The sequence below is a fragment of the Halomonas sp. PAMB 3264 genome (assembly GCF_031954245.1).
Taxonomy (GTDB): Bacteria; Pseudomonadota; Gammaproteobacteria; order Pseudomonadales; family Halomonadaceae; genus Vreelandella.
This window is the reverse complement of record NZ_CP134866.1, coordinates 2655061-2681565: the sequence shown is the minus strand read 5'-3', so window position 1 is coordinate 2681565 and position 26505 is coordinate 2655061. Positions and strand designations below refer to the sequence as shown.

Genomic DNA, 26505 nt, shown 5'->3' with positions numbered 1-26505 from the left:
TGCGTTTGAACACCATCAGACGTCACTGCTTGTCCTGGGTCTTGTGTTCGAAATCGCTGGCGTCGTGGCGCTCTCTGAGCTGCTCGCTTTCGTCGCCCTTGACGTTGTTGACCATGCGCCCGCGTTTGACGGCCGGGCGCGCGTCGATCTCATCGGCCCAGCGCATCACGTTCTCGTAGGTGTGCGCCTGCAAAAACTCCGCCGCCTCGTAAACGCGGTTTTTCACCAGCGCCCCGTACCAGGGGAAGATCGCCATGTCGGCGATGGTGTACTCGTCGCCGGCCATGTAGCGGTTCTCGGCCAGGTGTTTATCGAGCACATCGAGCTGGCGCTTCACTTCCATGGTGTAACGATCGATCGGGTACTGGTAGCTTTCCGGCGCGTAGGCGTAGAAGTGGCCGAAGCCGCCCCCGAGCATCGGCGCGCTGCCCATCTGCCAGAAAAGCCAGGAGAGCGTTTCGGTACGTTTGGCAGGCTCATGCGGCAAAAAGGCGTCGAACTTCTCGGCCAGGTAAAGAAGAATCGAACCGGATTCGAAGATCCGCTGGGGCGGATTGGCGCTGTGGTCCATCATCGCCGGGATCTTGGAGTTCGGGTTGATCTCGACGAAGCCGCTGCCGAACTGGTCGCCTTCGCCGATGTCGATCAGGTAGGCATCGTACTCCGCCTGCTCGATGCCTTTTTCCAAAAGCTCCTCGAGCATGATCGTGACCTTGATGCCGTTGGGCGTGGCCAGCGAATAGAGCTGAAGCGGGTGTTTGCCCACCGGCAGCGGCTTCTCTTCCCGCGCGCCCGCCGTTGGGCGGTTAATGTTCGCGAACTTGCCGCCGTTACCGGCCTCCCACTCCCATACGCGGGGCGGCGTGTAGCTATCACTCATCGTCACTGCTCCTTGTCGCTCAATAGTGGCCTATCGATAGGGTGGCGCATCGAGGTGATGGGCGCTTGAAACCCGACCCTTGTAACGTAGCCTCTGGTCATCAATGGGGCTAGTGACACCCGTCTGCAAGGGTGTATGTTGTATTAGTTTTTACGCAAACAAACGAATGAACGACAGGGCTGCAAGATAGAGCTGCGCGACAGAATTTCACAAAAGAACGTCACGACAGAACGTCACGACAGGAGAGGCGAATGCGAACAATCGGGGTGCTGGGCGGCATGAGCTGGGAGTCCACGCAAAGCTACTACCAGGCGTTGAACGAAGGCGTCAATGAGGCGCTGGGCGGCTTTCATTCGGCCTCAATCATCATGGAGAGCGTCGATTTCGCCGAGATCGAGGCGCTGCAGCGCGCCGGTGACTGGCACACGGCCGGCGAGTATTTAGCCCAGGCGGCAAAACGTTTGGAGCACGCCGGCGCGGGCTGTCTGGTGCTGGCCACCAACACCATGCACAAGGTGGCGCCCGCGATCGAGGCGGCCATCGGCATTCCGCTTTTACACATTGCCGACGCCACCGCCGAGCAGTGCCAGAAAGACGGCATCAAGCGGGTTGGGCTGTTGGGTACGCGCTTTACCATGGAGCAGGATTTCTACAAGGCGCGGCTCAAGGAGCGCTACGGCATCGACGTCGTCATTCCCACGGACCAGGAGCGCGAAAGCGTTCACCGGATCATCTTCGAGGAGCTTTGCCGTGGCGAGATAAAGCAAGCGTCGCGAGCGCGCTATCTCGACATCATCGAAGGTCTGCAGACCCGGGGCGCCGAGGCGGTGATTCTGGGGTGTACCGAAATCGCGCTGCTGGTAGAGCAGCGACACACCCGCGTCGTGCTTTTCGATACCACCGCCCTGCACGCGGCGAAGGCGGTGGCCTGGTCGCTGGAAGACGCCGCCAAGCCTTAAACGACGGTCAGGGTAACGTCGATGTTGCCGCGAGTGGCGTTGGAGTAGGGGCAGACGGTGTGCGCTTTCTCGACCAGCGACTGAGCGGCGGGCTTGTCCATGCCGGGCAGGCTCACCTTGAGCTCGACTTCGATGGCAAAGCCGACCTCGACGGCGCCAATGCCCACCAACGCGTCGATGTTCGCATCCGAGGGCAGCTTCACCTTCTCCTGGCTGGCGACGTGCTTGAGCGCGCCGAGAAAGCACGCCGCATAGCCGGCGGCGAAGAGCTGCTCCGGGTTGGTGCCGCTGCCGCCGGCGCCGCCGAGCTCTTTGGGCGTGCTGAGATCGACATCCAGCGCGCCGTCAGAGGATTTGGCGTGGCCTTCGCGGCCGCCGCTAACGTGGGCTTCAGCGCGGTAAGCGATTTTTTCGATAGACATGACATCTCCTTTTCGTGAGCAAAAGACGGGGGTAGATCGTTGGAACCCATAAGCTGGAGGTAATGTAGTACCTCTTTGCCCATATCGCTATTGTTGGACGTTAGTCGAAGCAAGGGCGTTTTGCTTTGACACGCCGCCGGGGGCTGGTTAGCCTTTTGCGCTACATTGTTACCGGTAACAAGGTGCCGTCGATCGAGCGCACAACCGGTGTGTTACTTTCTCTTTTTCAAAAAAACGGTCGAGCGCCGCGTACCTCTGGGAGACAAAAACGAATGACCGCCACTTCCCACCGTATTCTGGTCATGGGCGTTTCCGGCTGCGGAAAATCCCTGGTGGGCCAGCGCCTCGCCGCCAGGCTTGACGCCGAGTTCATCGACGGCGACGACTACCACCCGCCCGCCAACGTGGCTAAAATGGCCAGCGGCACGCCGCTCGACGACGGCGACCGCCAGGGGTGGCTGGAAACCCTGGCCGGTTTGTTCGATACGTATCGCCGCGAGGACAAAACCGTGGTGATCGCCTGCTCCGGGCTCAAAAAGCGCTATCGCGACTGCCTGCGAACCGGCGACCCGGCGCTCGAAATTTTGTATCTCGAAGGCGAGCACGCGCTTTTGAAGGAGCGCCTAACCACTCGCGAAGATCACTTCTTCAAGGGTGAGGCGATGCTGGCGAGCCAGCTCGAGGCGTTGGAGGCGCCCGACGAGCAGGAGGCGCAAGCGCTTTCGATTACGCTCACACCCGAACTCATTGCCGAGCGCTTCACCACGCGCCTGCTCGGCAAGCGCTGATACACTGGGCGTTTTGCGCCGACCTGTGAGTAGGCCCTGCGCGTTCGATCAAAGGCCCGCGACTTGTGAAGAAAAAACGCCCCACTCTGCAGGACATCGCCGAGCGCGTCGGTGCGACGAAAATGACCGTCAGCCGCTGTCTGCGCGACCCGCAAACGGTTTCCGAAGGCCTACGCGAGCGTATCTTCAGCGCCGCCGAGCAGGTGGGCTACATTCCCAATCGCGCTCCGGAGCTTCTTTCACGCGCAAAGAGCCGTTCCATCGGTGTGCTCGTCCCTTCGCTGACCAACCAGGTCTTCGCCGACGTCATCCTCGGCATCGAGACTCATACCGAGCCGGCGGGCTTTCATTTGATGCTCTCGCACTACGGCTACAGCCCGGCGCTCGAGGAGCGAAGCCTCGCATCACTCTTGTCCTACAACGTCGACGGCGTGATTTTGTCGGATCACGAGCACTCGCCGCGCAGCCTGCGCATGCTGGAAACCGCGGGTATTCCCATCGTCGAAATCATGGACACCCACCGTCCGCCGCTGCACCAGGCGGTGGGCTACGACAACGTTCAGGCCGCCGACGACATGGTCAGCGCCATGATTGCACGCGGTCGCCGGTGCATCGTTTATCTTGCCGTTCGTCTGGATGAGCGCACCCGCCAGCGTGAGCAGGGCTACGCCCGCGCCATGGCCCGCCACGGGCTCGAGCCGGTCACGCTTGAAAGCGCCGAGCGCTCCTCCTACAGCGTCGGGGCGTCGCTGATGCAGACGGTGCTGCGCGACTATCCGAACGCCGACGGGCTTTTCTGCACCAACGACGATGTCGCCATCGGCGCCTACTACGAGTGCCTGCGTTTGGGCGTGCGCGTGCCGCAGACGATGGCGCTGGCAGGTTTTCACGGCCACGATGTCGGCCAAGCGATGACGCCCAGGCTTGCCAGCGTCATCACCCCGCGCCGAATGATCGGCGAGGCGGCGGCAAAAACGCTGTTGGAGCGCATCGATATCGACAGCGACAAAAATGGAAGCAGTGACGGAAACAGTGACAGTGACGCCCACCGGGTGCTCGATCTGGGCTATCGCATCGAGTTGGGCGAGACGCTTTGACGCGCTGGTGGGCGCCTTTGGAGTTCGCTAGAGTAGCGACTCGACATCGCCACGGAGCGCCAATGTGAAGATCCAGCAGCTGACTATCTATCCGGTAAAATCCCTGCAGGGAATCGATCTTGACGAGGCGGTGGCCACGCCCCAGGGGCTGGCCTGGGACCGTCGCTGGATGTGGGTCGATTCCGCCCAGCGCTTCGTGACTCAGCGTCAGCTCCCTGCGCTTGCAAGCATCAAGGTGGCGCTGACCGACCAGGCGCTGGTGCTTTCCCACCCCAATGCCGGCGAGATCGAGATACCGCTCGAGGAGCCCGCGGGCAAAATTCGTCTGGTCACGGTGTGGCAGGATCACTGCAAGGCCATTGCCGAGCGTGAAGAGGTGTCGCGCTGGCTGGTGGCGGCGCTGGGCGAGCAGGCCCAGGGGCTTTGTTTGGTGCGTTTTGCCCAGGGCTTCACCCGACATGTTGAAGCCGACTATATGGACGGCGATGTCGCCGATACTCACTTCGCCGACGGCTATCCGTATCTGGTGACCACCACCGGCTCGCTCGCCGCACTCAACGAAGCGCTCGAGGCCCGTGGTCAGGCCGCGGTGCCAATGGCGCGCTTTCGCCCCAACATCGTACTCGACGGCTTTGAGGCCTGGGCGGAAAACGGCTGGCAGGCGCTCGTCATCGACGGCGCGGCGCGGCTAACGTTTCGAAAACCCTGTAAGCGCTGCACCATCATTACCGTGGACCAACGCCTGGGTGTCATCCCCACCGCCGCCGAGCCTCTGGCCACGCTGGTCAAGCTCAAGACGCAGCCCGCGCTCAAGGGCGGCTACTTTGGACAAAACGCCACGCTCGACCAGCGCGGCGAAACGACGATTCGTGTGGGGGCAGCGGCTGCGCCAGCGCCGTTACGCGCATGAAAGAGACGAAAGTACGAGAACACCGAGAGGGCGTGCGGTTTTACTCGCGGTAGCCTTTTAAAGTATGGCGTTTTACGTTGTAAGAAAGCCGCTTATCGGCAATCTCGCTTAAAGTAGGCTACGCTTGGAGATGGGATAACGGGATGGTTTCCCGGCCCTTTTGAGTAACCAAGCAATTGATGGCAACAGGAGTGTTCCATGGATAGTAAAGCGAATGCGCATTGGGAAGGTGGCTTAAAAGATGGCAAGGGCAAAATCGCGACCGAAAGCGGCGCGGTGGATGCCGGCTACTCCTTCAAGCAGCGTTTCGAAGGTGAGAAGGGCACCAACCCGGAAGAGCTGATCGGCGCCGCACACGCGGGCTGCTTCTCGATGGCGCTTTCAATGATTCTGGGCGACAAGGGTTATACCGCCGACGCCATCGACACCCAAGCGACAGTTACGCTGTCACAAAGCGATAAAGGCTTCGATATCTCTAAAATTCATTTGGACGTCGAAGCCACCGTCAGCGGTGCCGACGACGCCGCGTTCCAGGAAGCGGCGGAAACCGCCAAGGCCAACTGCCCGGTCTCCAAGGTGCTGAAAGCCGAAGTGACCATGAACGCCAAACTTAAGGGCTAAGAGTCACGTTTGATCGTTCGATTTTGAAATCGAAAAAGGCGCTGTCATCGACAGCGCCTTTTTTGTGGGCGAAAGCTCCAGTCCAGAACCAGATCAACAAGTACTCATGTATTGATTCAGGACTGGCGAAAGCGAGCTAAAACGTTTGGTAAGCGTTATTGACCGTTCTCCCGGCCATAAAAAGCCCCGGTCGATGCCGGGGCCTTGTAGATGAACCAGATAGCGATTAGCTGTTGGTATCCATCTCTTCGTCAGTCATGTCAGCGTCGTTTTCCATACCCGCATCGTTTTCCATGCCGGTATCGCTGTTCATGCCGTCGTTGTTCATCTCTTCAGTATTGCCATCACGCTCATAGCCTTCAGCTTCTTCGAGCGCTTCCTGGGTGGCGTTGACACGAATCACGTAGTCATCGTTGTCTTCGTCCATGGTCAGGTCCAGAGAATCCCACTCGATGGCGACGTCTTTTTCGCCCATGCCGAGGAATCCGCCGACACCCACTACGACCGCTTGAATTTGGCCATCCATATCAATGATCAGATCGTTGATGGTACCGATCTCTTCGTCTTCTTCAACGGCGCTGAGTACCGCGTTACCCGTCAGTGCATCAGCGTGGAAGCTGTCTTGCGGCGCGGATGTGAGGTAGGTGGCGTCCATGTCGTTGGAGTGCTGCATGGTCGCTGAGTTGTCGGACTGCGCGTTCGGCTCGGCGGCGTTGTCGGACTGGGCGTTGGCGCCTGCAGCGAACATGAAGGCCGGTACCATCAGCGTGCCGAGAAAAGCGGGTTTGATCATTTTCATTGCGATTGCTCCTTGCGTTCGTAGTAAGGCATGGGCGTTAACCCGATACCTCAACCTTGAATAGCCACAGCCTCTAAAAACTCGATCGAAAGTGTCTTCAAAAGACAGCTGGCTATTTTCCTGGTAGTAAAACCGCTTCTTGCTTTACGCCCTGCGTGCCCAAAGGCATATAGGGCGTGTCGTGCGATCAGGCTTGAAACTACGGGGGTAGCTCGTTGATCCTGTCGTGCGCTTTACTGCGCGGACACTTCTCAAGGTAGACGCTGTGAATGGCTTTGCAATAACTATACACGCTGATTTTTCTAAAAAGCCTTTATTCAATTTTTTTACAGTCGCTTGAACTGTTTTTTTAATTCAGATTAACGCGCCGGGTCGAGCACGCCGCCTGTCGAGGCGTTGCGCCGGAACCAGCCAGCGATACTGCTTCTTGGGTAGCGAGTGGGCAGCACCTCGTGAGGGATGGTATCGGAGAGAAAGCAGGCGAAGGTGCCAGCTTCGGGTATTACGCGTGCCACTTCGCGCTCCGACTCCCGGGGGTCGAAAATCACCATTTCGCCGCCGCCGTCACTGGGCCACTCTGGCGTCAGGTAACCCACCGTCGAGACCACCCGGTTGGCGCGGCCGCGAAAGCTGTCCAAATGGCGCTTGTAGAAGGCGCCGGTCGGGTAGTGAGCGAAGTGCGCCTCGTACTCGAAGAGCCCCAAAAATAGCGTCTGGTTGAGGGCGACCTGCAGGCGCTGCATGGCGCTTAGGTACACGCGCTGCGCTTCGCTTTCCCGGTTCAGCCAGTGGATGGCGTCGCCGCGAATGTCCTTGCGAAGATGGTGCTCGCGCCCACGGCCGATCCCCGCTTCCTCGAGCGCCTGGGCGTCCTTGAGCCGGAAAAGCTCCTGCTCAAGAGATTGACAAAGACCCGCGTCGATCACCCCCTTGCCTACGTACCAGCCCTGTTCGACCAGTGCATCGATCAGCTCGCCTTCGGCGCGCGAGTCAAACGCCTCGACGGGGGAAAGGTGGGCGTGCGTCATGATCTGCTCCGGCGTTGTGGGGCGACGTCGATATCGGCTTTTTTAGGCGTGCGCTGAGTGCGGGGCGGGTGGTGTTTGAGCGTGCCAGCCGGGCGCTGATAGAGGTCGATCTCCATGCCGAAGCCCTTGGCCAGAAGCTCGACCAGCATCATCGCAGAAAGCCCCCAGATGATGTGATCATCGATCTGGTAGCTCGGTACGTAGTGGGCAACGCCGTCCACGTCGATGACATCGGTGTAGGTTCTTTTATCGTCCAGGAAGTGGCTCAAGGGCACTTCGAAAATGGCGTCGAGCTCATTGGGGTCGGCTTTCAAGTCGAGATCCGGTGCGATGATGCCGACCCAAGGCGTCACGCAGAGCCCATGCAGCGAAATGACGTCGGAAAGCTGGCCGATACGCTCTACCTGATCGGGCGCCAAAGCGATCTCCTCTTCGGCTTCGCGCAGCGCCGTGTGATAGAGATCCCGGTCGCCGGGTTCGCGCTTGCCGCCGGGAAATGCCACCTGTCCGCTGTGGGTCGAGAGATGGCGCGCGCGGCGCGTGAACAAAAGCGTAGGCTCGGGACGGTCGACGATCGGCAGCAGTACCGCCGCCTGTAAAAGTTTGGCGCGGCTCAACTCTTTTGGTCGATAGTGTTGCAGCTCTTTACGTAGTTTCTCTAACATGGCGTTTCCGTCGAATGTGCGCTCGAAAGGGCAGTCGGCACCGGGTCGATCGCCACACCTTATCAGCAGTTGAGATGCCAACATGAATTTTTGTAGCCAGTGCGGTGAAAAAGTCCGCTTTGCCGTGCCCGAAGGCGACGACCGCCCGCGCTACCTGTGCGACGCCTGCGGCACGATCCACTACCAGAACCCGCGTATCGTGGCGGGCACGCTGCCGGTCAAGGGCGACAAGGTGCTGTTGTGCAAGCGCGCGATCTCTCCGCGCAAGGGCTACTGGACGCTACCCGCCGGCTACATGGAGAACGCCGAAACCACCCGCGAGGCCGGCCTTCGCGAAACCCGGGAAGAGGCCAAGGCCGAGGTCGAGATCGAAAGTCTCTACACGCTCATCGACCTGCCCCATATCAACCAGGTCTACATGATCTTTCTGGCCGAGCTCGAAGGCGAATTCGGCGCCGGCGAAGAGAGCCTCGAGGTGGCGCTGTTCGCCGAGCAGGACATCCCCTGGAGCGAGCTTGCCTTTCCCACTATCGAGCGCACGCTCAAGCACTTCTTCGAGGACCGCGAAAGCGGCCGCTTCCCGCTACACATGAGCACCATCACCCCGGAAGACCGCGAGCGCTATTTCGGCAGCGCCTGAGGCGCTCGGCTAATAACGGTTTCGCCGGTGTGAACGATTGCTCTAAAAGTCGGACGTACGCCCATGGTCGCGGATTAGTGCCGACGAGGCTCTGGCGCGGGTTCGCAGTCGATCGGTTTTTATAGGCGTTTTCACGATGATGACCAGGCCACGCCATGGATAAATTCGAGGTCAAGCTGGACCAGGCTGCCCGAGCGGCCTGGCTCTCCTACGTCGGTGGGCTGACCCAGGACGACATCGCCGCTCAGCTGGGTGTCTCGCGCCCGGGCGTGCAGCGCCTGCTCTCCCTGGCCCGCCAAGAGGGGCTGATCAAGGTGCAGATCGATCACCCCATTTCGTCGTGCATGGCGCTGGGCCGGGCGCTTGGCGAGCGCTTCGGGCTTGGCTACTGCGACGTGGTGCCGGCTCAGACCGGCGCCCCGGAAAGCGCGGCGTTTTATCTGGCAGTGGCCGGTGCCCGTCGCCTTGCCCATTTCGTGGAGCAGAGCGAGCCCTTGACGCTGGCGCTGGGCGCCGGGCGTTCGGTGCGCGCCACCGTCGAGGCGCTGGGGCGTATCGAGCGCGCCCAGCACCGCTTCGTATCGCTGATCGGCAACGTCGCCCGGGACGGCTCGGCCAACCGGTTCGATGCGGTGATGGCGCTGGCGGACAAGACCGGCGGCGAGCGCTTCTTGCTGCCGGCGCCGGTGGTGGCGCAGTCCATCGAGGAGAAGCGCGCGCTGCTCGACCAGCGCCTGTTCAAGGCGATCGGCGAGGTCGCGGCGGCCGCCAAAGCGGCATTCATCGGGGTGGGGCGCATCGATGGCCAGGCAACCCTTTATCAGGATCACTTCATCAGCCAGGCCGAGCTCGACGAGCTGTTGGCGCTCGAGGCGGTGGGCGAGCTTCTGGGCTGGCCGCTCAACCAGCAGGGCGAGTTGATCGAGTGCTCGATCACCCGGCGTGTCACCAGCCTTCCACTTGCGGCGTTTTCCCAGCAGACGATGGTGGCGATCGCTGGCGGCCGCGACAAGGGGCCGGCGATTCTGGCCGCGCTGCGCGGCGGCTGGCTCAAGGGGCTGATCACCGATGAAGCCGCTGCGCGCTACGTGCTCGAGGCGCCGTGAGCCCTTGTCTTGACGGGCGTGGCGCTCGCCTGGCGGTGTTAGCGTAAAGTCTTAGCCCGCGGGCTTTGCTTTTTTTTGCGTTAAAGACGATCATTTGTTCGAACAATGATCAAAAACATCAGCACCATAACAAGACACTATCCGTTCAAGGAGTGCCGTATGCGTTTCGCCCCTCATTGGCCGCTTTGCGCGCTGGCCGCTGGTATCGCGCTGGCGGGTCAGGCCCAGGCTCAAACCGAAATCACCGTGGCCACCGTCAACAACAACGACATGGTCATCATGCAGAGTTTGACCGACGCGTTCGAAAGCGAGCACCCGGACATCACCCTGGACTGGGTGGTGCTCGAGGAGAACGTGCTGCGCCAGCGCATGACCACCGATATCGCCACCGGCGGTGGCCAGTTCGACGTCATGACCATCGGCGCTTATGAGGCACCGATCTGGGCCGAGCGCGAGTGGCTGGCCCCGCTGGACGACCTGCCGAGTGACTACGACATCGATGACCTGCTGGGCTCGGTGCGCGACGGCCTGAGCTTGAACGGCACGCCGTTCGCGCTGCCGTTCTACGCCGAAAGCTCGATGATGTATTTCCGTAAGGATCTGTTCGAGCAGGCCGGCATCGAGATGCCGGATCAGCCCACCTGGGATCAGGTGCGCGACTGGGCAGAGCAGCTGCACGGCAGCGAAGAGGGGCTGGCGGGGATCTGCCTGCGCGGCAAGCCCGGCTGGGGCGAGAACATGGCGTTCGTGACCACCCTGGTCAACACCTACGGCGGGCGCTGGTTCGACGAGCAGTGGCAGCCCGAGCTCACTTCCGAGCCCTGGCAGAACGCCATCGAATTCTATGTCGATCTGTTGGGTAATTACGGGCCGCCCGGGGCGAGCTCCAACGGCTTCAACGAGAACCTGGCGCTCTTTGCCCGCGGCAACTGCGCCATGTGGGTCGACGCCACCTCCGCCGCCGGCAAGCTTTACGACCCGGACGAGTCGAGCGTGGCCGACAACCTGGGCTTTGCGCCGGCGCCGGTGGCCGAAACGCCCAAGGGCTCGCACTGGCTCTGGACCTGGGCACTGGCGATCCCGGCCTCCTCGGAGAAAAAGGACGCCGCCAAGGAGTTCATCACCTGGGCGACCTCGAAAGCGTACATCGAGCTGGTCGGTGAGACCGAGGGCTGGACCAGCGTGCCGCCAGGCACCCGCGCGTCGACCTACGCCAACGCGCAGTATCAGGACGCGGCGCCGTTTGCCGATTTCGTGCTGCAGGCGATTCAGGACGCCGACCCCACCGACTCGACCCTCGAGCCCAACCCCTATACCGGGGTGCAGATCGTCAACATCCCCGAGTTCCAGTCGATCGGCACTCAGGTCGGCCAGAGCATCGCCGCCGCGCTCACCGGCGACACCAGCGTCGAGCAGGCCCTCGATAGCGCCCAGCGCGCCACCGAGCGCACCATGCAACGCGCCGGCTACTACGACTGACCCTCAGGCGCCCGCCACGCGGGCGCCTTTTCGTTTCCACGTTTGCGGGCAGGGGTTGTTATGACCAGAACACGTGCATCGGGCCGCAGGGTCGGCGGGTTCAGGACGCTGTCGCTCCAGGCGCCCGCCGTCACGCTGCTGCTTTTATGGATGCTGATACCGCTGGGGATGACCGTCTGGTTCTCTTTCCAGCGCTACAACCTTTTGATGCCGGGGATGACCGGCTTCGCCGGGTTCGAAAACTACGAGTACCTGCTCACCGACCCGGCGCTGTGGTCCGCCATGGGCACCACGCTTTTGCTGGTGGGCTGGGTGCTCGCTATTACCGTGGTCGGCGGCACGCTTTTGGCGGTGCTTTTCCAACAGCCGTTCCTGGGCCGGGGCGTGGCCCGGGTATTGGCGATTTCGCCGTTTTTCGTCATGCCCACAGTAAGCGCCTTGGTGTGGAAGAACATGATGATGCACCCCTCGAGCGGGGTGCTGGCCTGGCTTTCCAGTCAGTTCGGCCTGCCAGCGATCGACTGGTTCTCGTCGCTCCCATTGACCTCGATCATCATCATCGTCGCCTGGCAGTGGCTGCCCTTTGCGCTGTTGATTCTGCTCACCGCGCTCCAGTCGCTGGACGAGGACCAGGTCGAGGCGGCACGCATGGACGGCGCGGGGCCGGTGGCGATCTTTTTCTACATCACGCTGCCACACCTCAAGCGGGCGATCAGCGTGGTGATCATGATCGAGATGATCTTTTTGCTCACGATCTTCGCCGAGATTTTCGTCACCACCTCCGGCGGGCCCGGGCTTGCCACCACCAATCTGGCGTACCTGATCTATATCCGGGCGCTGCTGGATTTCGATGTCGGCATCGCCTCCGCCGGCGGGGTAGTCGCCATCATTCTGGCCAATATCGTGGCGATCTTTCTGGTGCGCATGGTCGCCAAGAACCTGGATGACTGAGAACCTGGATGACTGACATGAGCGATTATTCATGAGTACGCCCAATTCCTACACCGCCCCCGGCGGCTCGGGTCGTTTCAAGCGGCTGTTGCTTGCGTTGCTGGCCTGGGCGGTCGCGCTGGTGATCTTCTTTCCCATCCTCTGGATGGTGCTCACCGGCTTCAAGACCGAAACCGCGGCGATCGCCGACCCAAGCTTCATTTTCTCACCCACGCTCGAAAGCTACCAGGCGGTGCAGGCGCGCTCGGGCTACGCGCGCTTTGCGCTCAACAGCGTCGCGGTCGCCTTCGGCTCTACTGCGCTGGCGCTTTTGATCGCCATTCCCTCGGCCTACGCCATGGCGTTTTTACCCACCCGGCGTACCAAGGGCACGCTACTGTGGATGCTCTCGACCAAGATGCTGCCGCCGGTCGGCGTGCTGGTGCCGATCTACCTGATCTTTCGCGACGTCGGGCTTCTGGACACGCGCACCGGGCTGATTCTCGTCTATACCCTGATGAACCTGCCCATCGTGGTCTGGATGCTCTACACCTTCTTTAAGGACATGCCGCGGGACATCCTCGAAGCCGGGCGGATGGACGGCGCCTCCACGCTTCAGGAGGTGGTGTATCTGCTCTTGCCGCTGACGCTGCCCGGCATCGCCTCCACGGGGCTATTGTCGGTCATTCTGAGCTGGAACGAGGCGTTCTGGAGCCTCAACCTGACCTCGTCCAAGGCCGCTCCCTTGACCGCCTACATCGCTTCGTTTTCAAGCCCCGAAGGGCTTTTCTGGGCCAAGCTCTCGGCGGCCTCGACCATGGCGATCGCGCCGATTCTGATCCTTGGCTGGATGACCCAAAAACAGATGGTCCGTGGCCTGACCTTCGGCGCCGTCAAGTAAGGAGTTTTTCATGGCAACGCTTGCCCTCCACAACATCGTCAAACGCTTTGGCGACACCGAGGTCATCAAGGGGGTCAACCTTGACGTCGAGGACCGCGAGTTCGTGGTGTTCGTCGGCCCCTCCGGCTGCGGCAAATCTACCCTGATGCGCATGATCGCCGGGCTCGAAAGCGCCACCAGCGGCGATATCCTGATCGATGGCGAGCGCATGAACGATATCGGCCCCGCCGACCGGGGCCTGGCCATGGTGTTTCAAAGCTATGCGCTCTACCCGCACATGAGCGTGGCGGACAACATGGGCTTCTCCATGCGTCTGGCCGGGGTGCCCAAGGCGCAGCGCCGCGCCCGGGTGCTCGAGGCAGCGAAGATCCTGCAGCTCGAACCGCTTCTTGATCGAAAGCCCCGAGCGCTCTCCGGCGGCCAGCGCCAGCGGGTCGCCATCGGCCGGGCGATCGTTCGAAACCCCAGCATCTTTTTGTTCGACGAGCCGCTGTCGAACCTGGACGCCGCGCTCAGAGTGCAGATGCGCATCGAGCTCGCCAGGCTCCACGAAGAACTCGACGCCACGATGATCTACGTCACCCACGACCAGATCGAGGCGATGACCATGGCGGACAAGATCGTCGTGCTTCACGACGGCGTGGTCGAGCAGGTGGGCTCGCCCATGGCGCTTTATCATCACCCGCGAAACCGCTTCGTGGCAGGGTTCATCGGCTCGCCGAAGATGAACTTCTTCGCGGTGACGGTGGTGTCCGCCGGCGCGGACGGTGTCGAAGTGACGCTGCCCGGCGGCGCTGCCTGCCGAGTACCGGTCAACGGCGAAGGCGTCGCGCCCGGCGCTACGCTCGAGCTTGGGGTGCGCCCGGAGCACCTCTCGATCGAGGCGGCCGGTACGCTCGGCGGGCGCATTCAGGTGCTGGAGCGCCTGGGCGGGCAAACCTCGCTCTACGTCGAGATGGAGGGCCAGCTTCTGACGATCATGGCCGACGGCGACGTTGCCTACCGCGTGAATGACACGGTGCGTTTCGGCTTCGACGCGCGCCGAGCGCACCTGTTCGACCCAAAAGGAGTTGCGCTCGAAAGCCTGGAAGCGCACCCGCTGGCCGCGCTCACACGCCAGGACAACCGCGCCGAGGCCGGTACCCAAAGCGAGGAGGCGGCGCCATGAGGGCCGTTATCTTCGACTGCGACGGGGTGCTGGTGGACAGCGAAATCCTCGCCGAGCATACCCTGCAAACGCATCTTCAAGCGTGGCTGCCGGACGTGGACGTCGCCGCCGAGCTGAATCAGGCGCTCGGCATGACCACCGCTAACATCATCGCCCACCTGCAGACGCTGAGCCGCCATACGCTGCCAGATAATGCCGTCGACCAGGTGGATGCGGCCATCAAGGCACGTTTGAGCCGTGAACTGCGCGCCATCGAAGGCGCGAGTGAGGCGATCACAGCGTGCCTTCACGTCACCGCCGTGGTTTCCAACAGCCACCGCCGCCGGGTCGAGGCCTCGCTTGCCGCCACGGGGCTCGACAGGGTGCTCGATGGGGCGCTGATCGTGACCGCCGAGCAGGTGGCAAACCCCAAGCCCGCGCCGGACCTTTACCTGCTGGCGGCAAGAAAACTCGAGCTACCACCTCAGGCGTGCCTGGCGGTGGAGGATAGCGTGGCCGGCGTGCGCGCCGCCGTTGCCGCCGGGCTGACCGTGGTCGGTTTCGTCGGGGCCAGCCACCTGGACGAGCGCCAGGCCGAGCGGCTACGTGACGCCGGCGCCTGGCGGGTGATCGCAAGCTTCGACGAGCTCGGCGCGCTCGTCGCGTCCTGGAGCGACGACGCGATGACTGCCAACTCCTCTTTGTAGGCGCTCCCGGCGCTTGTCGTCCCGCCCCCTTTTTTCAGGAGACTTCCATGGTCAAGCTCACGAAAAACGCGCTGACCGCGCTTGACGCCGCGGTTACGGTGCCGACCTATGATCGCCGCGCCGTGAGCGCCGGCATCGTGCATATCGGCGTGGGCGGCTTTCACCGCGCCCACCAGGCGATGTATCTCGACACGCTCATGAACCAGGGCGAAGCGCTCGACTGGGGGATTGTGGGGGTGGGCGTGATGCCTGGCGACAAGCGCATGCAGGAGGTGCTTTCACGCCAGGATCACCTCTATACGCTAGTGGTGAAGCACCCCGACGGCACGTTTGAGCCCCGCGTGATTGGTAGCATGGTCGATTACCTTTTCGCCCCGGACGATGTGGACGCGGTGATCGAGGCCATGGCGGACCCGGCTATCCGGATCGTGTCGCTCACCGTGACCGAGGGCGGCTACAATGTTCACCCGGTCAGCGGCGCTTTCAATCTGGACAACCCGCTCATAAAGCGCGATCTGAGCGACCCCGAGCGCCCGGCCAGCACCTTTGGGCTGGTGGTCGAGGCGCTGGTGCGCCGCCGCGCGCGTGGGCTTTCCCCGTTCACGGTGATGTCCTGCGACAACATTCAGGGCAATGGCGACGTGGCGCGGCGCATGTTTTCGGCGTTTGCGGCGGCGCGCGAGCCCGAGCTCGGCGAGTGGCTCGAGAATAACGTCGCCTTTCCCAATTCGATGGTCGATCGCATCACGCCGGTCACCGTGGCCGACGATATCGATGAGCTTGCCCGCCGCTTCGACGTCGAGGACGGCTGGCCGGTGGTGTGCGAGCCCTTCACTCAGTGGGTGCTGGAGGATCACTTCCCGCTGGGCCGCCCGCCTTTCGAGGCGGCCGGCGTGCAGCTGGTCGACGACGTCGAGCCCTTCGAGCTGATGAAGCTGCGGCTTTTGAACGCGAGCCATCAGGCGCTGACCTATTTTGGCTATCTGGCGGGCTACCGCTACGCTCACCAGGTGTGCCAGGACCCGCTGTTCGTCGAGTTTTTGCGCCGTTACATGAAAGAGGAGGGCGCGCCGACGTTGGCGCCGGTGCCGGGTATCGATCTAAACGCCTACCAGCGCACGCTGATCGAGCGCTTCGCCAACCCGGAAATCAGGGACACCCTGGCACGGCTTTGTGCCGAAAGCTCGGATCGTATCCCCAAGTGGCTGGTGCCGGTGATTCGCCACCAGCTTGCCCACGATGGCGACATGGCAATGAGCGCGGCGGTCGTGGCCAGCTGGGCGCGCTACGCCGAGGGCGTGGACGAGCAGGGCGAGCCAATCGAGGTGGTCGACGCGCTGCGCGAGCCGCTGATGGCGATCGCCCGCGACAACCGTACCCGGCCCGAGGCGTTCGTCGACAACCGCGAGCTCTTTGGCGATCTGGCCGACAGCCCGCGCTTCATGGCGGCGTATCTCGAGGCGCTTTCACTGCTGCACGAACGCGGCGCGCGCGCTACGCTTCAAGCACTGCTCGCCTCTAAAGGAAGCTCGTGATGTACATCGGTGTGGATTGCGGCACCCAAAGCACCAAGGTGGTGGTGCTGGATGTCGAACAAGGGGGCATTCTCGGTGAAGCCAGCCGCGCCCACCGGCTGGAAGAAGGGCCGAACGGGCGCCGCGAGCAGGCCCCCGCCGAGTGGCTCGCTGCCTTCAGAGGCGCGTTTTTTGATGCCATCGAGCGCGCCGGGGTCGACGCCCGCGCGGTGCGCGCGATCGGCGTCTCCGGCCAGCAGCACGGCATGGTGGCGCTGGACGCCGATGGGGTGCCGGTCTACCCGGCCAAGCTCTGGTGTGATACCGAGACAAGCAGCGAGAACACCCTGCTGGTCGAGCGCCTGGGCGGCGAGGCGGGGTGTCTGGAGAAGCTCGGCCTGGTGCTGCAAACCGGCTATACCGCCTCCAAGCTCGCCTGGCTCAAGCGCCATCATCCGGACGCCTACCGGCGCATCGCCACGATCCTGCTGCCCCACGACTACCTCAACTTCTGGCTCACCGGCGAGCGGGTCACCGAAGCCGGCGACGCCTCGGGCACCGGCTATTTCGATACCCGCGCCCGCGTTTGGCAAACCGAGGTGTTTGGCCAGATCGCCCCGGAACTCGACCCGGCCCAAGTGCTGCCGCGCCTTTTAACGCCTTGTGAGCCTGCAGGTGTGGTGCGCCCGCGTATCGCTGCTGAGCTTGGTTTGAGTGATGGGGTGGTGGTCTCGAGCGGCGGCGGCGACAACATGCTCGGCGCCATCGGCACCGGCAACATCGCCCGCGGAATCGTCACGCTGAGCCTGGGCACCTCCGGCACGGTGTGCGCCTACTCGCCCGAGCCGGTCGAAAGCGATAACGCCATGGTGGCCAACTTCTGCGCCAGCCACGGCGGCTGGCTGCCGCTGATCTGCACCATGAACGTCACCTCCGCCACGACTCGCGTGCGCGAGCTTTTTGGGCTCGATCTCGACGCTTTTGGCGAGCGGGTGGCAAGGGCTTCGATCGGCGCCGACGGCGTGACCTGCCTTCCATTTTTCAACGGCGAGCGGGTGCCGATGCTGCCCAACGCCTCAGGCGATTTTTTAGGGCTTACGAGTATGAACATGACCCAGGCCAACCTGTGCCGCGCAGTGGTCGAAGGGGCGACCTTCGGCCTTCGCTACGGGTTGGATCTGTTGGGCGATCTCACCGCCGGGGCGAGCCAGATTCGCCTGAGCGGCGGCGGCGCCAAAAGCCCGGTGTGGCGCCAGATGGTGGCGGACATCACCGGTACCGAAGTGGTGTGCCCGGAGATCACCGACGCCGCCGCGCTCGGCGCTGCCCTGCAGGCGGTTTGGTGCGAGCAGCAGTCGCAGGGCACCACACTCGAGGCGCTTTGTCAGCGGCTGGTGCATCTGGACGCGGCCTCGCTTGCCGACCCCGACCCCGAGCGCGTCGACGCCTACCGCCACGTCTATCAGCGCTATCGCCAGGCGCTGAACGAGCGCCACGGCATTGCCTGATATACGCTTATCCCTGTAGGGTTTTGGCACCACACGACCCATCCCTCGATCCATTTCTCGGTTGAGGCCGCCATCGACCACGGGGAGAGCGCCATGAACGCCGAGCTACTCGAGATTCTAAGCGTGCTGCAGCTTTCGCCCCGCGGCGCCTTGACGCCCTTGAGCGGCGGCGATATCGCCGCGGTATTCGAGCTCGACACCGCCGAGGGCGCGGTGGTGATCAAGCAGGACGACCCGGCGCGCCTACGCGGCGAAGCCGAAGGGCTTCGCGCGCTGAAAGGGGCGGGCAGCTCGCTGATCATCCCCGAGGTCCTGGGCCAGGCCGGCGAGTGGCTGGTGATCGAGGCGCTGCACACCGTTCCCCGCTCCACCCAGGGCGACATCCAACTCGGTGAAGGGCTTCGCGAGCTTCACGGCGTGATCGGCAGTGAGCACGGCTGGCTACACGACAACGCCTGCGGACGCACTCCCCAACCCAACGCGCCCATGAGCGACGGCCGGGCCTTTCAGCGCGAGTGCCGCCTGTTGGCGCTCGCTCGCGCCTGTCTCGATCAGCGCCTCATCACACCTGAACTTTACGCGCGTGTCGAAACTCAGGCGCATACGCTCGAACAGTGGCTGCCGGACGCCTCGCCGTGTCTGGTGCACGGCGATCTGTGGGCGGGTAACGTACTCTATACCGCGAAAGGCCCCGCGCTGATCGACCCCGCGGTGTATCGCCACTATCCCGAAGTGGATATTGCCATGCTGACGCTGTTTGGCGAGCCGGGTGCGGCGTTTTTCGATGCCTACTGGAACGGCTTCGCCCCGCAGGACTGGCCCCGTCGCGAAGCGCTTTTCCAGCTCTATCCGCTGCTCAATCACGTGCTGCTGTTTGGCGACATGTACCTTGGCGGGGTAGAGCGCTGTATGAAAGCGCTGGAGCGCTCGCGCGCCTGAGTGGAGCGAGCGGGCTAAAAACGGGCGCGAGACATGCGCACTTTTTGCACGTTCGACTAAAGTAAGTTGCGTTAGACTTGACCTCTGGCCGGACACAGTTTTGGCCGAACTTCAAGGCTAGCATACATACATGAATGTAACTATAATGCCACCCTTTCACACCCCCATTGTGTGGCGCACTATCCCACGTTGACACCTAGAGGCACTCCCATGCGACTGGCACACTGGGCAGTCAATGCCCCCCTTCGCCCTTTAATGTTAGCCGTGCTGACAAGCTCGATCGCGCTGCCCGTTCAGGCGGCAGATCTGATCACCATTACTCGCGATGCGCTCAACAACAACGCCGAGCTCGCTTCCGCCCGTTCCGAATTTTCCGGTGTCGAGGCGGCCCGCGACGTCGTGGGCGGCGAGCTTTTGCCTCAGGTGAACGCCTCGGGTAACGCAACCCACAATCGCCAGTTCGAAAGCCAATCAGCGGGTGGTTTTGAGACCGGCGCGCCCACCGACGGTGGCGCAGGTGCTGCGATCGGCGGCGGACGTGGCGATGAGGATAGCTACAACTCGCTGTCGCTGTCGCTCGAGGCCACCCAGGCACTTTTTAACGCCGCGACGGCGCGTCAGGTCGACCAGGCCGAGCGTCAGATCGACCAGCAGGTTTACCTGCTGGCGGCGACCGAGCAGCAGCTTCTGATCGACGTCGTGACGGCCTATTTCGATATTCTTCGCGCCTATGAGGTGCTCGAAGCCCGGCGTGCCCAGGAGCGGGCGATCGGCCGTCAGCTCGAGCAGTCCAGTGAGCAGTTCGAGGTCGGCCTGATCGCCATTACCGAAGTGGAAGAGGCGCGTTCGAGCTTCGACCAGGCCCGCGCCGAGCGGATCACCGCCGAGAGCAACCTGCAGGTCGCTTTTGAGGCGCTGGAGCGACTCACCGGGCGTCGCTACGCCAATATCGAATCCCTGGGCGACATGCCCATTGGCCTGCCCGCCCCCAGCGAGCGTGACTACTGGGTCGACCAGGCGCTCGAGCGAAACCCCGAGGTGCTGGCCCAGCGCGCCGGTATCGAGGTGTCCCGCGCCGGCGTCGAGGTCGCTCGCGCCGGGCGGCTGCCGACGCTGTCGGCCTTCGCCAACTACCAGTACGCCGATTCCGATATCGACTACCTGAGCGGCCACGACGCCTCGGGCCAGCTGGGCGTGTCGGCGAGCGTGCCGCTCTACACCGGCGGTAGCACCAGCGCCAACATTCGCCAGAACACCTTCCAGCTCGAAAGCAGCCAGTACGATTTCGAATCCCAGCGCCGCGCCACGATTCAACAGGTGCGCTCGCTCTACACGCAGGTGAGCAACAACGTCGAAACCGTCGACGCGCGCCAGCAGGCGATCGTTTCCACCCGAAGCGCGCTGGAAGCGACCCAGGCCGGCTACGAGGTGGGCACACGTAACATCGTCGACGTGCTCAATGCCGAGCAGAATCTTTACAACGCGATCGCCAACTACGCCGAGTCACGCTATGACTACGTCATCAACCTGCTCTCGCTGCGCCAGCAGTCCGGGCTTCTGGACGTGGCGGCGCTCGAAGAGGTCAACGGCTGGCTGACCGGCGAAGACGTCAATTTCACGCTGCCGGAAACCAGCGACGGCGACCGTTATGAGAGCGCGATGGATATCGGCGCCCCGCCGCGGCGTGAATCCTCTTCCTCTTCCTCCTCCACGACCTACTCCGCGGCCGAGTACGCCCCCGCGCGTCGCCAGCCCGGTGCATACGGCGGAGGCTATGGTGGCGGGTACGGCGGTGGCTACGGCCCGGGCGGTTATCAGCAGGGCGTCTCTCCGCAGGGCCTTGGTCAGCCAGAGGTCGGTAACGGCGGCGTGGGTGTCGGTCAGCCCGGCGGCTACTGATACTGATACCAAAGGCCTGACAGGCGACATCGCGTAGCAGGCCCTTGAAACGTTAGTCACCAGAACATCGGTCGTCAGAGTGCCGGTCACCAGAACGCCGGTCGTCAGAAGAGCGATCCATCGATCATCGATCGCCAAAAAAAGAGCCATACATGGGAATTCGACGCATGAGAAGAGCGATTCACTCAACGAGAGCGAGTCTAGTGACGCTGATCGCGGCGCTGGCGCTGACCGCCTGCGGTGGTGATGAAGAGCCTCAACAGCAGCAGCAATCTTCCGAGGAGAAGCCACCCCATAAGGTGGCGGTGGCCGAGGTGGAGCGCCAGGATTTGCCGATCGACCAATCCTACCCTTCGCTTTTGCGCAGCGACAACGAAGTCGTGGTCATCGCCCGAGTCGACGGCGCGCTCGAGGAGCGCCTTTTCGAGCCCGGCCAGATGGTCGAGCAGGGCGATTCGCTCTACACCATCGAGCCCGACCGCTATCAGGCAACGGTGAATCAGCGCCAGGCGGATCTGCAAAGCGCGCGGGCCGAGTACGCCCGCGCTCAGCGCGACGCCGAGCGCTTCGAGCAGCTTCTGCGTCAGAACTCGGTGAGCCGTCAGCAGTACGACCAGGCCCAGGCTGACCAGCGCGTTGCCCAGGCAAGCGTCGCCCAGGCCGAAGCGGCGCTCTCCAGCGCCAATCTGGATCTGGACTACGCCGACGTGACCGCCCCGGTCGGCGGCATGATCAGCCTGAGCCAGATCAACCTGGGCAACGTGGTCACCAGCGGCACCGAGCTTGCCACCATCACCCCGCTCGACCCGCTCGAAGTTCGCTTTCAGCTGCCCCAGAATGATGCCTTCGAGCTTCGCCGCCAGCTGCGCGACAGCGACACCAACTCGACGATCATCGCGCGGCTGAGCGTGCCGGGCTTGAGCGGCAGCGACGACGCCGAGCTCGCCGGCGAGCTGGACTTTCTGGGCTCACGCGTGGACAACGGCACCAGCACCGTGCAGGCGTCGGCCACTTTCGACAACCCGGATGCCGCCGTGCTGCCGGGCCAGTTCGTGCGCGTACGTCTGGAAGGCCTCAAGCGCTATGGCGTGATCGCCGTGCCGGAGATCGCGGTCACTCAGGGCCTGATGGGCCCGCGGGTCTACACCCTGGACGATGAAAACAAGGCCCGCGAGCGCACCGTGCAGCTCGGTGACGTGGCCGGCCCCTGGCAGATCATCGTCGACGGGCTGGAAGAGGGCGATCGCGTAATCGTCGGTGATCCTTCCGGCCTCGAGCCGGGCACGGCCATCGACCCGCAGCCTTTCGATGGTGACGCCGACGACATCGTCGAGGAGGTCGAAGAGGAAGAGGCGCGCGAAGAGCGCCAGCAGGCCGAAGAGGCTTCCGAGATGGCCGGCGGCGGCATGCCGACGGGTGAGGGAGAAGAGGGTGCGCAATAATGAATTTCTCTAACTTCTTCATCGGCCGACCGATATTCGCCACGGTACTGGCGATTATCGTCACGCTGATCGGCGTGATGTCCATGCGCATACTGCCGATCGAGCAGTATCCAAGCGTGGTGCCGCCAACGGTGTCGGTGCAGGCGCAGTTCCCCGGCGCCGACGCCGAAACCGTGGCACAAACGGTGGCCGCACCGCTGGCCGAGGCGATCAACGGTGTCGAGGACATGCTCTACATGACCTCGAACAGCTCCGACAACGGCTCCATGAGCCTGAGCGTAGCGTTCAACATCGGCACCGACGGCGACATCAACACCATCAACGTCAACAACCGCGTTCAGGGCGCGCTCTCCCAGCTGCCCGAGCAGGTGCAGTCGCAAGGGGTCACGGTCGAGCTGCGTTCGGACTCGATTCTGATGCTGGTGGCGTTGACCTCGCCCAACGGCGACTACAACCGCGTCTACATGCAGAACTACGCCACGCTGAACATCCTCGACGAGCTGCGTCAGGTGCCAGGCGTGGGTAATGCTTCGGTACTCGGCGGCGGCGAGTTCGCCATGCGTATCTGGATGGACCCGGACAAGCTGGCGCAGTACGACCTGACGCCGAGCGAAATCGCCAGCGCCATACGCACGCAGAACACCGAGATTCCCGCCGGTAGCCTGGCATCAGAACCGCAGTCCGAGCCGCGCGCCTACACCTACACCATCACCGCCGGCGGGCGACTCACCGACCCGGACGAGTTTCGCAATATCTATCTGCGCACCAATCCGGACGGCTCGTCGCTGCGCCTGCAGGACGTGGCCCGCATCGAACTCGGCGCGTCGTTCTACGGCGTGGATGCGCGTTTGAACGGCGCCACCATGACGCCAATCATCATCAACCAGCAGCCTGGCGCCAACGCGCTCTCCACCGCCGAAGCGGTGCGCTCGACCATGCAGGATCTGGAATCCCGCTTCCCGCCGGGGCTCGAGTACGTTACGCCTTACGACACGACGCTGTTCATTGATGCCTCTGTGGAAACGGTGCTTCACACCTTCATCGAAGCATTCTTGATCGTCGCGGTGATTCTGTTCATCTTCTTGCAGAACTGGCGCTTTACCGTCATCGCCATGTCGGTGGTGCCGGTGGCGGTCATCGGCACCTTCGCCGGATTTTACGTGCTTGGCTACTCGATCAACCTGCTGACGCTGTTCGCGCTGGTGCTGTCGATCGGGATCGTGGTCGATGACGCGATTCTGGTGGTCGAAAACGTCGAGCGCGTGATCAGCGAAGACGATGACATCACCGTGCGCGATGCGACGATTCAGGCCATGCGCGAAGTCGGCGGGCCGGTCATCGCAACCTCGCTGATCATGGCGGCGGTGTTCGTACCGGTCGCGTTTTTGGGTGGTTTCACCGGGCAGATCTATCAGCAGTTCGCCATTACCGTATCGATCTCGGTGGCGCTGTCGGCGCTGATGGCGCTGACGTTCACCCCGGCGCTGTCGGCGATCTTCATCAAGCACAACCTCAATCACGACCGGCCGTCGAAGTTTCGCCGCGCCATTCGCACGCCGCTGCGTCTGTTCGATCGCCTGTTCGCCGGTATCACCGCGGCCTACATGTGGTGTGTGAAAAAGCTGGTGCGCTTCTGGCTCTTGGCGCTGGCGATCACCGTGGCCATCGGGGCGGGCTCGTACTGGATGTACGTGTCCACGCCCTCCACGCTGGTGCCGGAAACCGATCAGGGCATCGTGCTGGCCAGCATATCGCTGCCGGACGCCGCCTCGCTCGATCGCACCCAGACCTACATGGCGAAGCTCAGCAACGAGATCGAAAAGATCGAGGGCGTCGAGTACGCCTCGGCCGTGGCGGGCTACGACCTGCTGGCAAGTGCGGTCAACACCGCGCGCGGGGTCATCTTCGTCAACATGCTGCCCTGGGGCGAACGTACCTTGAGCGCCGACGCGCTGGTGGGGCGCATCATGCAGCTGGGTGCCAGTATCGATGGCGGTAGCGCCATGGCCTTTAACGTGCCGCCGATCATGGGGCTTTCGACCACCGGTGGTTTCACCGGCTACCTGCAGTCCTTCGATGGCGCCTCGACCCGCGAGCTTTACGAAGCCTCGCTCAAGGTCATGGGCGCGGCGAACCAGCACCCGATGCTCTCCCAGGTCTTCTCGACGTTCAACGTCAACGTGCCGTCCTATAAGGCACACATCGATCAGCAGAAGGCGCTGAGCTATGGCGTTGCGCTCGAGAACATCAACTCGGCGCTCGCCAACACCTTCGGTAACGGCTTCGTTAACTACTTCAGCTATCAGAACCGTAACTTCCAGGTGTATCTGCAAAACGAGGACGAATTCCGTAAAACGCCGGACGACTTGAACAATGTCTACGTGCGTGGCGGCAGCGGCGATCGCATTCCGCTCTCCGAGTTCGTAACCCTCGAGCGCCAGGTGGGTGCGTCGGTGGTGTCGCGCTTTGGGGTCTATACCGGTGCCCAGTTCCAGGGCGGCGCGGCACCCGGCTACAGCTCCGCGCAGGCGATCCAGGCGATGGAAGAGGTCGTGCTCGACACCCTCGGTCCCAACTGGGGTATGGGCTGGACCGGCACCGCCTATCAGGAAGCGAACCTGGGCAATGCTGCCATGATTGCCATTGTGTTCGGTATTTTGATGGTGTTTTTGATCCTGGCGGCGCAGTACGAAAGCTGGGCACTGCCGCTGGCGGTACTCACCGCCACGCCGTTCGCCTTTTTCGGCGGTATCGCGGGTATCGTGCTGCGCGGGCTGGATACCAGTGTCTACGTGCAGATCGGTATGTTGGTGGTCGTGGGGCTGGCGGCGAAGAACGCCATCCTGATCGTCGAGTTTGCCGAGCTTCAGCGTAAGGAAGAGAACAAGAGCATTCGCGAAGCGGCCATTACCGCCGCGGAGCTGCGCTTTAGGCCGATCGTAATGACGTCACTGGCCTTCATCTTCGGCACGCTGCCGCTGGCGCTGGCTACCGGCGCGAGTGACGTGAGCAGCCACCATATCGGCACCACGGTGGCGGTGGGCATGGCGTCGGTGGCGATTCTGGGCAGCCTGTTCGTTCCCACGTTCTACGCCATGATCGCCTACAGCGCCGATTGGATGCGGCGCAAGCTGGGCGGCAATAAGCACGATCAAAACGATCAGCGCGGTTCGAGTGACGGGCGCGATGAGCGTGATGATCGCATCGCCCACGATCCACAGTGATCGCGTGGTGATTCCGGCGGGCCTTCGGGCCCGCTTTTTTTTGCCCGCTTGATCGGTGTCAAGGCGCGCCTGGGCAGAGACGAGTAGTGTGATCTAGACTTGCTAATGAACCGTTTGAGTCTGCATCCAATACCATAACAGCAGGCCAAACCGACCAGGCAATCACCTGGAGGAGGCACGCCATGCAACCGATTCTCTCCGCCGCTCTGAATTTCCCGACCATCGTCTTCACCTTCGTGCTGGGCCTTTTAGCGCTTTACTGGCTTTTGGTGCTGATCCGACTGGCGCCGCTGGAGCTTTTCGAGCGTGACAGCCTGCGTGATGATCACATGGCAAGCACATTGGTCTCGCTTGGCTTTATCGGCGTACCCGCCACGCTCGCGCTGACCGTATTGATGCTGCTCGCCGGTGCGCTTTCGCTGGCGCTGGAGCTTCTAGTGCTGCGCTGGTTGGATCTGGGCATGCTGCGCGTGCCGCTGGGTGTCGTGATTCTTTGGGCCACACTGGCCGTGGCATCCCCCCTGGCCGCCGTTATTTGCCAAGGCATGGCGCGCGGGCTCTACCGCTTTGCGCCCTTCAAGCGGCGCAGCCTTTTAGGTGTGACCGTGAAGGTGACCGCGCTCGACGGAGCCGAGCTTGCCGACGCCGTGGTGGAGGGAAAACCGGGCTGTAAGGTAAATCTACACTGCAAACAGGACGATGCCTTCACCGAAGGCGAGCGCCGGGTGCTGGTAAAGTATCTGAAGGAGGAGAACGCCTACCGTAGCGTCGAGGTGCAAACCTACATGGAGACGCGCCAGCGTTTGAACCAGCTGCGCCTGCGCCACAAGCATCAGGAAACGGCGCACTCAAACTAGCGCGTTGTTACTCTGGCCATCACGCAAAAGCCCGCCAGCACGG

At 62.8% G+C, this 26505-nt stretch carries 24 protein-coding genes; 19 read left to right on the top strand and 5 right to left on the bottom strand.

Features of this window, described 5'->3' with window-relative positions; genetic code table 11:
• Nucleotides 1–22 precede the first annotated feature (22 nt).
• A complete protein-coding gene (gene yghU, locus RN347_RS12145) occupies nucleotides 23–880 on the bottom strand; it encodes a glutathione-dependent disulfide-bond oxidoreductase (RefSeq protein WP_263586564.1) in 858 nt (285 codons plus the stop codon).
• Nucleotides 881–1131: 251 nt separating this feature from the next.
• On the opposite strand from yghU, the gene RN347_RS12140 reads away from it, so the two are divergent.
• Complete coding sequence (locus RN347_RS12140; RefSeq protein WP_311958376.1) at nucleotides 1132–1839, top strand: aspartate/glutamate racemase family protein; 708 nt, start codon at nucleotides 1132–1134, stop codon at nucleotides 1837–1839.
• Here RN347_RS12140 and RN347_RS12135 read toward each other — a convergent pair.
• Nucleotides 1836–2261, bottom strand: a complete 426-nt coding sequence (locus tag RN347_RS12135) for an organic hydroperoxide resistance protein (RefSeq protein WP_311958375.1) — start codon at nucleotides 2259–2261, stop codon at nucleotides 1836–1838. The genes RN347_RS12140 and RN347_RS12135 overlap by 4 nt on opposite strands.
• Before the next feature lie 272 nt (nucleotides 2262–2533).
• Here RN347_RS12135 and RN347_RS12130 point away from each other — a divergent pair, with 272 nt between their 5' ends.
• The 4 genes from RN347_RS12130 to RN347_RS12115 all read left to right on the top strand — a co-directional run bounded on the left by RN347_RS12130 (nucleotide 2534) and on the right by RN347_RS12115 (nucleotide 5677).
• Nucleotides 2534–3049 carry a gluconokinase gene (locus RN347_RS12130; protein WP_263586567.1) on the top strand — a complete coding sequence of 172 codons (516 nt, stop codon included), beginning with the start codon at nucleotides 2534–2536 and terminating at the stop codon, nucleotides 3047–3049.
• Nucleotides 3050–3114: 65 nt separating this feature from the next.
• Nucleotides 3115–4146 (top strand): substrate-binding domain-containing protein, encoded by a 1032-nt coding sequence (locus RN347_RS12125; RefSeq protein ID WP_311958374.1) that lies wholly within the window; start codon nucleotides 3115–3117, stop codon nucleotides 4144–4146.
• Nucleotides 4147–4210: 64 nt separating this feature from the next.
• Nucleotides 4211–5056 (top strand): MOSC domain-containing protein, encoded by an 846-nt coding sequence (locus RN347_RS12120; protein WP_263586569.1) that lies wholly within the window; start codon nucleotides 4211–4213, stop codon nucleotides 5054–5056.
• Nucleotides 5057–5254: 198 nt separating this feature from the next.
• On the top strand, nucleotides 5255–5677 hold the full coding sequence (locus RN347_RS12115) for an OsmC family protein (RefSeq protein ID WP_263586570.1): 423 nt from the start codon (nucleotides 5255–5257) through the stop codon (nucleotides 5675–5677).
• 226 nt (nucleotides 5678–5903) lie between these two features.
• Here RN347_RS12115 and RN347_RS12110 read toward each other — a convergent pair whose 3' ends face one another.
• From RN347_RS12110 to RN347_RS12100, 3 genes are all read right to left on the bottom strand, one after another.
• Nucleotides 5904–6476 (bottom strand): PRC-barrel domain-containing protein, encoded by a 573-nt coding sequence (locus RN347_RS12110; protein WP_311958373.1) that lies wholly within the window; start codon nucleotides 6474–6476, stop codon nucleotides 5904–5906.
• Between the two features lie 359 nt (nucleotides 6477–6835).
• A complete protein-coding gene (locus RN347_RS12105; RefSeq protein ID WP_263586572.1) occupies nucleotides 6836–7504 on the bottom strand; it encodes a 2OG-Fe(II) oxygenase in 669 nt (222 codons plus the stop codon).
• On the bottom strand, nucleotides 7501–8169 hold the full coding sequence (locus tag RN347_RS12100; protein WP_311958372.1) for a CoA pyrophosphatase: 669 nt from the start codon (nucleotides 8167–8169) through the stop codon (nucleotides 7501–7503). Before RN347_RS12100 ends, RN347_RS12105 begins: the two co-directional genes overlap by 4 nt.
• Nucleotides 8170–8251: 82 nt before the next feature.
• Between RN347_RS12100 and RN347_RS12095 the strand changes: the two genes are divergently transcribed.
• The 14 genes from RN347_RS12095 to RN347_RS12030 all read left to right on the top strand — a co-directional run bounded on the left by RN347_RS12095 (nucleotide 8252) and on the right by RN347_RS12030 (nucleotide 26462).
• A complete protein-coding gene (locus tag RN347_RS12095; protein ID WP_311958371.1) occupies nucleotides 8252–8809 on the top strand; it encodes an NUDIX hydrolase in 558 nt (185 codons plus the stop codon).
• A gap of 155 nt (nucleotides 8810–8964) precedes the next feature.
• Entirely contained in the window at nucleotides 8965–9915 is a 951-nt protein-coding gene (locus RN347_RS12090; protein WP_263586575.1) for a sugar-binding transcriptional regulator, read from the top strand.
• Nucleotides 9916–10074: 159 nt separating this feature from the next.
• Complete coding sequence (locus tag RN347_RS12085) at nucleotides 10075–11394, top strand: sugar ABC transporter substrate-binding protein (protein WP_263586576.1); 1320 nt, start codon at nucleotides 10075–10077, stop codon at nucleotides 11392–11394.
• 60 nt (nucleotides 11395–11454) lie between these two features.
• Complete coding sequence (locus RN347_RS12080; RefSeq protein ID WP_263586577.1) at nucleotides 11455–12345, top strand: carbohydrate ABC transporter permease; 891 nt, start codon at nucleotides 11455–11457, stop codon at nucleotides 12343–12345.
• A gap of 31 nt (nucleotides 12346–12376) precedes the next feature.
• Nucleotides 12377–13225: a carbohydrate ABC transporter permease gene (locus RN347_RS12075; RefSeq protein ID WP_263586578.1), complete on the top strand. Its 849-nt coding sequence runs from the start codon at nucleotides 12377–12379 to the stop codon at nucleotides 13223–13225.
• Nucleotides 13226–13235: 10 nt separating this feature from the next.
• Nucleotides 13236–14393 carry a sn-glycerol-3-phosphate ABC transporter ATP-binding protein UgpC gene (locus RN347_RS12070; RefSeq protein ID WP_311958370.1) on the top strand — a complete coding sequence of 386 codons (1158 nt, stop codon included), beginning with the start codon at nucleotides 13236–13238 and terminating at the stop codon, nucleotides 14391–14393.
• On the top strand, nucleotides 14390–15079 hold the full coding sequence (locus tag RN347_RS12065) for an HAD family phosphatase (protein ID WP_311958369.1): 690 nt from the start codon (nucleotides 14390–14392) through the stop codon (nucleotides 15077–15079). Before RN347_RS12070 ends, RN347_RS12065 begins: the two co-directional genes overlap by 4 nt.
• A gap of 47 nt (nucleotides 15080–15126) precedes the next feature.
• Entirely contained in the window at nucleotides 15127–16614 is a 1488-nt protein-coding gene (locus tag RN347_RS12060; protein WP_311958368.1) for a mannitol dehydrogenase family protein, read from the top strand.
• Nucleotides 16614–18101 (top strand): xylulokinase, encoded by a 1488-nt coding sequence (gene xylB, locus RN347_RS12055; protein ID WP_311958367.1) that lies wholly within the window; start codon nucleotides 16614–16616, stop codon nucleotides 18099–18101. The genes RN347_RS12060 and xylB overlap by 1 nt, the downstream gene beginning before the upstream one ends.
• A 93-nt stretch (nucleotides 18102–18194) precedes the next feature.
• Complete coding sequence (locus tag RN347_RS12050) at nucleotides 18195–19040, top strand: fructosamine kinase family protein (protein WP_311958366.1); 846 nt, start codon at nucleotides 18195–18197, stop codon at nucleotides 19038–19040.
• Between the two features lie 210 nt (nucleotides 19041–19250).
• The gene (locus RN347_RS12045; protein WP_311958365.1) at nucleotides 19251–20939 is read left to right on the top strand and encodes a TolC family outer membrane protein; all 1689 of its coding nucleotides are present in this window, start codon (nucleotides 19251–19253) and stop codon (nucleotides 20937–20939) included.
• A 167-nt stretch (nucleotides 20940–21106) separates the two neighbouring features.
• Nucleotides 21107–22381, top strand: a complete 1275-nt coding sequence (locus tag RN347_RS12040; RefSeq protein ID WP_263586585.1) for an efflux RND transporter periplasmic adaptor subunit — start codon at nucleotides 21107–21109, stop codon at nucleotides 22379–22381.
• The gene (locus RN347_RS12035; protein WP_263586586.1) at nucleotides 22381–25605 is read left to right on the top strand and encodes an efflux RND transporter permease subunit; all 3225 of its coding nucleotides are present in this window, start codon (nucleotides 22381–22383) and stop codon (nucleotides 25603–25605) included. The genes RN347_RS12040 and RN347_RS12035 overlap by 1 nt, the downstream gene beginning before the upstream one ends.
• Nucleotides 25606–25787: 182 nt before the next feature.
• Nucleotides 25788–26462, top strand: a complete 675-nt coding sequence (locus RN347_RS12030) for a hypothetical protein (protein ID WP_311958364.1) — start codon at nucleotides 25788–25790, stop codon at nucleotides 26460–26462.
• Nucleotides 26463–26505: the final 43 nt, after the last annotated feature.

What these genes read in the sequence shown, in the direction of transcription:
- yghU (WP_263586564.1), bottom strand. Translation starts at nt 880, where the DNA reads ATGAGTGATAGCTACACGCCGCCCCGCGTATGGGAGTGGGAGGCCGGT.
- RN347_RS12140 (WP_311958376.1), top strand. Translation starts at nt 1,132, where the DNA reads ATGCGAACAATCGGGGTGCTGGGCGGCATGAGCTGGGAGTCCACGCAA.
- RN347_RS12135 (WP_311958375.1), bottom strand. Translation starts at nt 2,261, where the DNA reads ATGTCTATCGAAAAAATCGCTTACCGCGCTGAAGCCCACGTTAGCGGC.
- RN347_RS12130 (WP_263586567.1), top strand. Translation starts at nt 2,534, where the DNA reads ATGACCGCCACTTCCCACCGTATTCTGGTCATGGGCGTTTCCGGCTGC.
- RN347_RS12115 (WP_263586570.1), top strand. Translation starts at nt 5,255, where the DNA reads ATGGATAGTAAAGCGAATGCGCATTGGGAAGGTGGCTTAAAAGATGGC.
- RN347_RS12110 (WP_311958373.1), bottom strand. Translation starts at nt 6,476, where the DNA reads ATGAAAATGATCAAACCCGCTTTTCTCGGCACGCTGATGGTACCGGCC.
- RN347_RS12105 (WP_263586572.1), bottom strand. Translation starts at nt 7,504, where the DNA reads ATGACGCACGCCCACCTTTCCCCCGTCGAGGCGTTTGACTCGCGCGCC.
- RN347_RS12100 (WP_311958372.1), bottom strand. Translation starts at nt 8,169, where the DNA reads ATGTTAGAGAAACTACGTAAAGAGCTGCAACACTATCGACCAAAAGAG.
- RN347_RS12095 (WP_311958371.1), top strand. Translation starts at nt 8,252, where the DNA reads ATGAATTTTTGTAGCCAGTGCGGTGAAAAAGTCCGCTTTGCCGTGCCC.
- RN347_RS12090 (WP_263586575.1), top strand. Translation starts at nt 8,965, where the DNA reads ATGGATAAATTCGAGGTCAAGCTGGACCAGGCTGCCCGAGCGGCCTGG.
- RN347_RS12085 (WP_263586576.1), top strand. Translation starts at nt 10,075, where the DNA reads ATGCGTTTCGCCCCTCATTGGCCGCTTTGCGCGCTGGCCGCTGGTATC.
- RN347_RS12080 (WP_263586577.1), top strand. Translation starts at nt 11,455, where the DNA reads ATGACCAGAACACGTGCATCGGGCCGCAGGGTCGGCGGGTTCAGGACG.
- RN347_RS12075 (WP_263586578.1), top strand. Translation starts at nt 12,377, where the DNA reads ATGAGTACGCCCAATTCCTACACCGCCCCCGGCGGCTCGGGTCGTTTC.
- RN347_RS12070 (WP_311958370.1), top strand. Translation starts at nt 13,236, where the DNA reads ATGGCAACGCTTGCCCTCCACAACATCGTCAAACGCTTTGGCGACACC.
- RN347_RS12065 (WP_311958369.1), top strand. Translation starts at nt 14,390, where the DNA reads ATGAGGGCCGTTATCTTCGACTGCGACGGGGTGCTGGTGGACAGCGAA.
- RN347_RS12060 (WP_311958368.1), top strand. Translation starts at nt 15,127, where the DNA reads ATGGTCAAGCTCACGAAAAACGCGCTGACCGCGCTTGACGCCGCGGTT.
- xylB (WP_311958367.1), top strand. Translation starts at nt 16,614, where the DNA reads ATGTACATCGGTGTGGATTGCGGCACCCAAAGCACCAAGGTGGTGGTG.
- RN347_RS12050 (WP_311958366.1), top strand. Translation starts at nt 18,195, where the DNA reads ATGAACGCCGAGCTACTCGAGATTCTAAGCGTGCTGCAGCTTTCGCCC.
- RN347_RS12045 (WP_311958365.1), top strand. Translation starts at nt 19,251, where the DNA reads ATGCGACTGGCACACTGGGCAGTCAATGCCCCCCTTCGCCCTTTAATG.
- RN347_RS12040 (WP_263586585.1), top strand. Translation starts at nt 21,107, where the DNA reads ATGAGAAGAGCGATTCACTCAACGAGAGCGAGTCTAGTGACGCTGATC.
- RN347_RS12035 (WP_263586586.1), top strand. Translation starts at nt 22,381, where the DNA reads ATGAATTTCTCTAACTTCTTCATCGGCCGACCGATATTCGCCACGGTA.
- RN347_RS12030 (WP_311958364.1), top strand. Translation starts at nt 25,788, where the DNA reads ATGCAACCGATTCTCTCCGCCGCTCTGAATTTCCCGACCATCGTCTTC.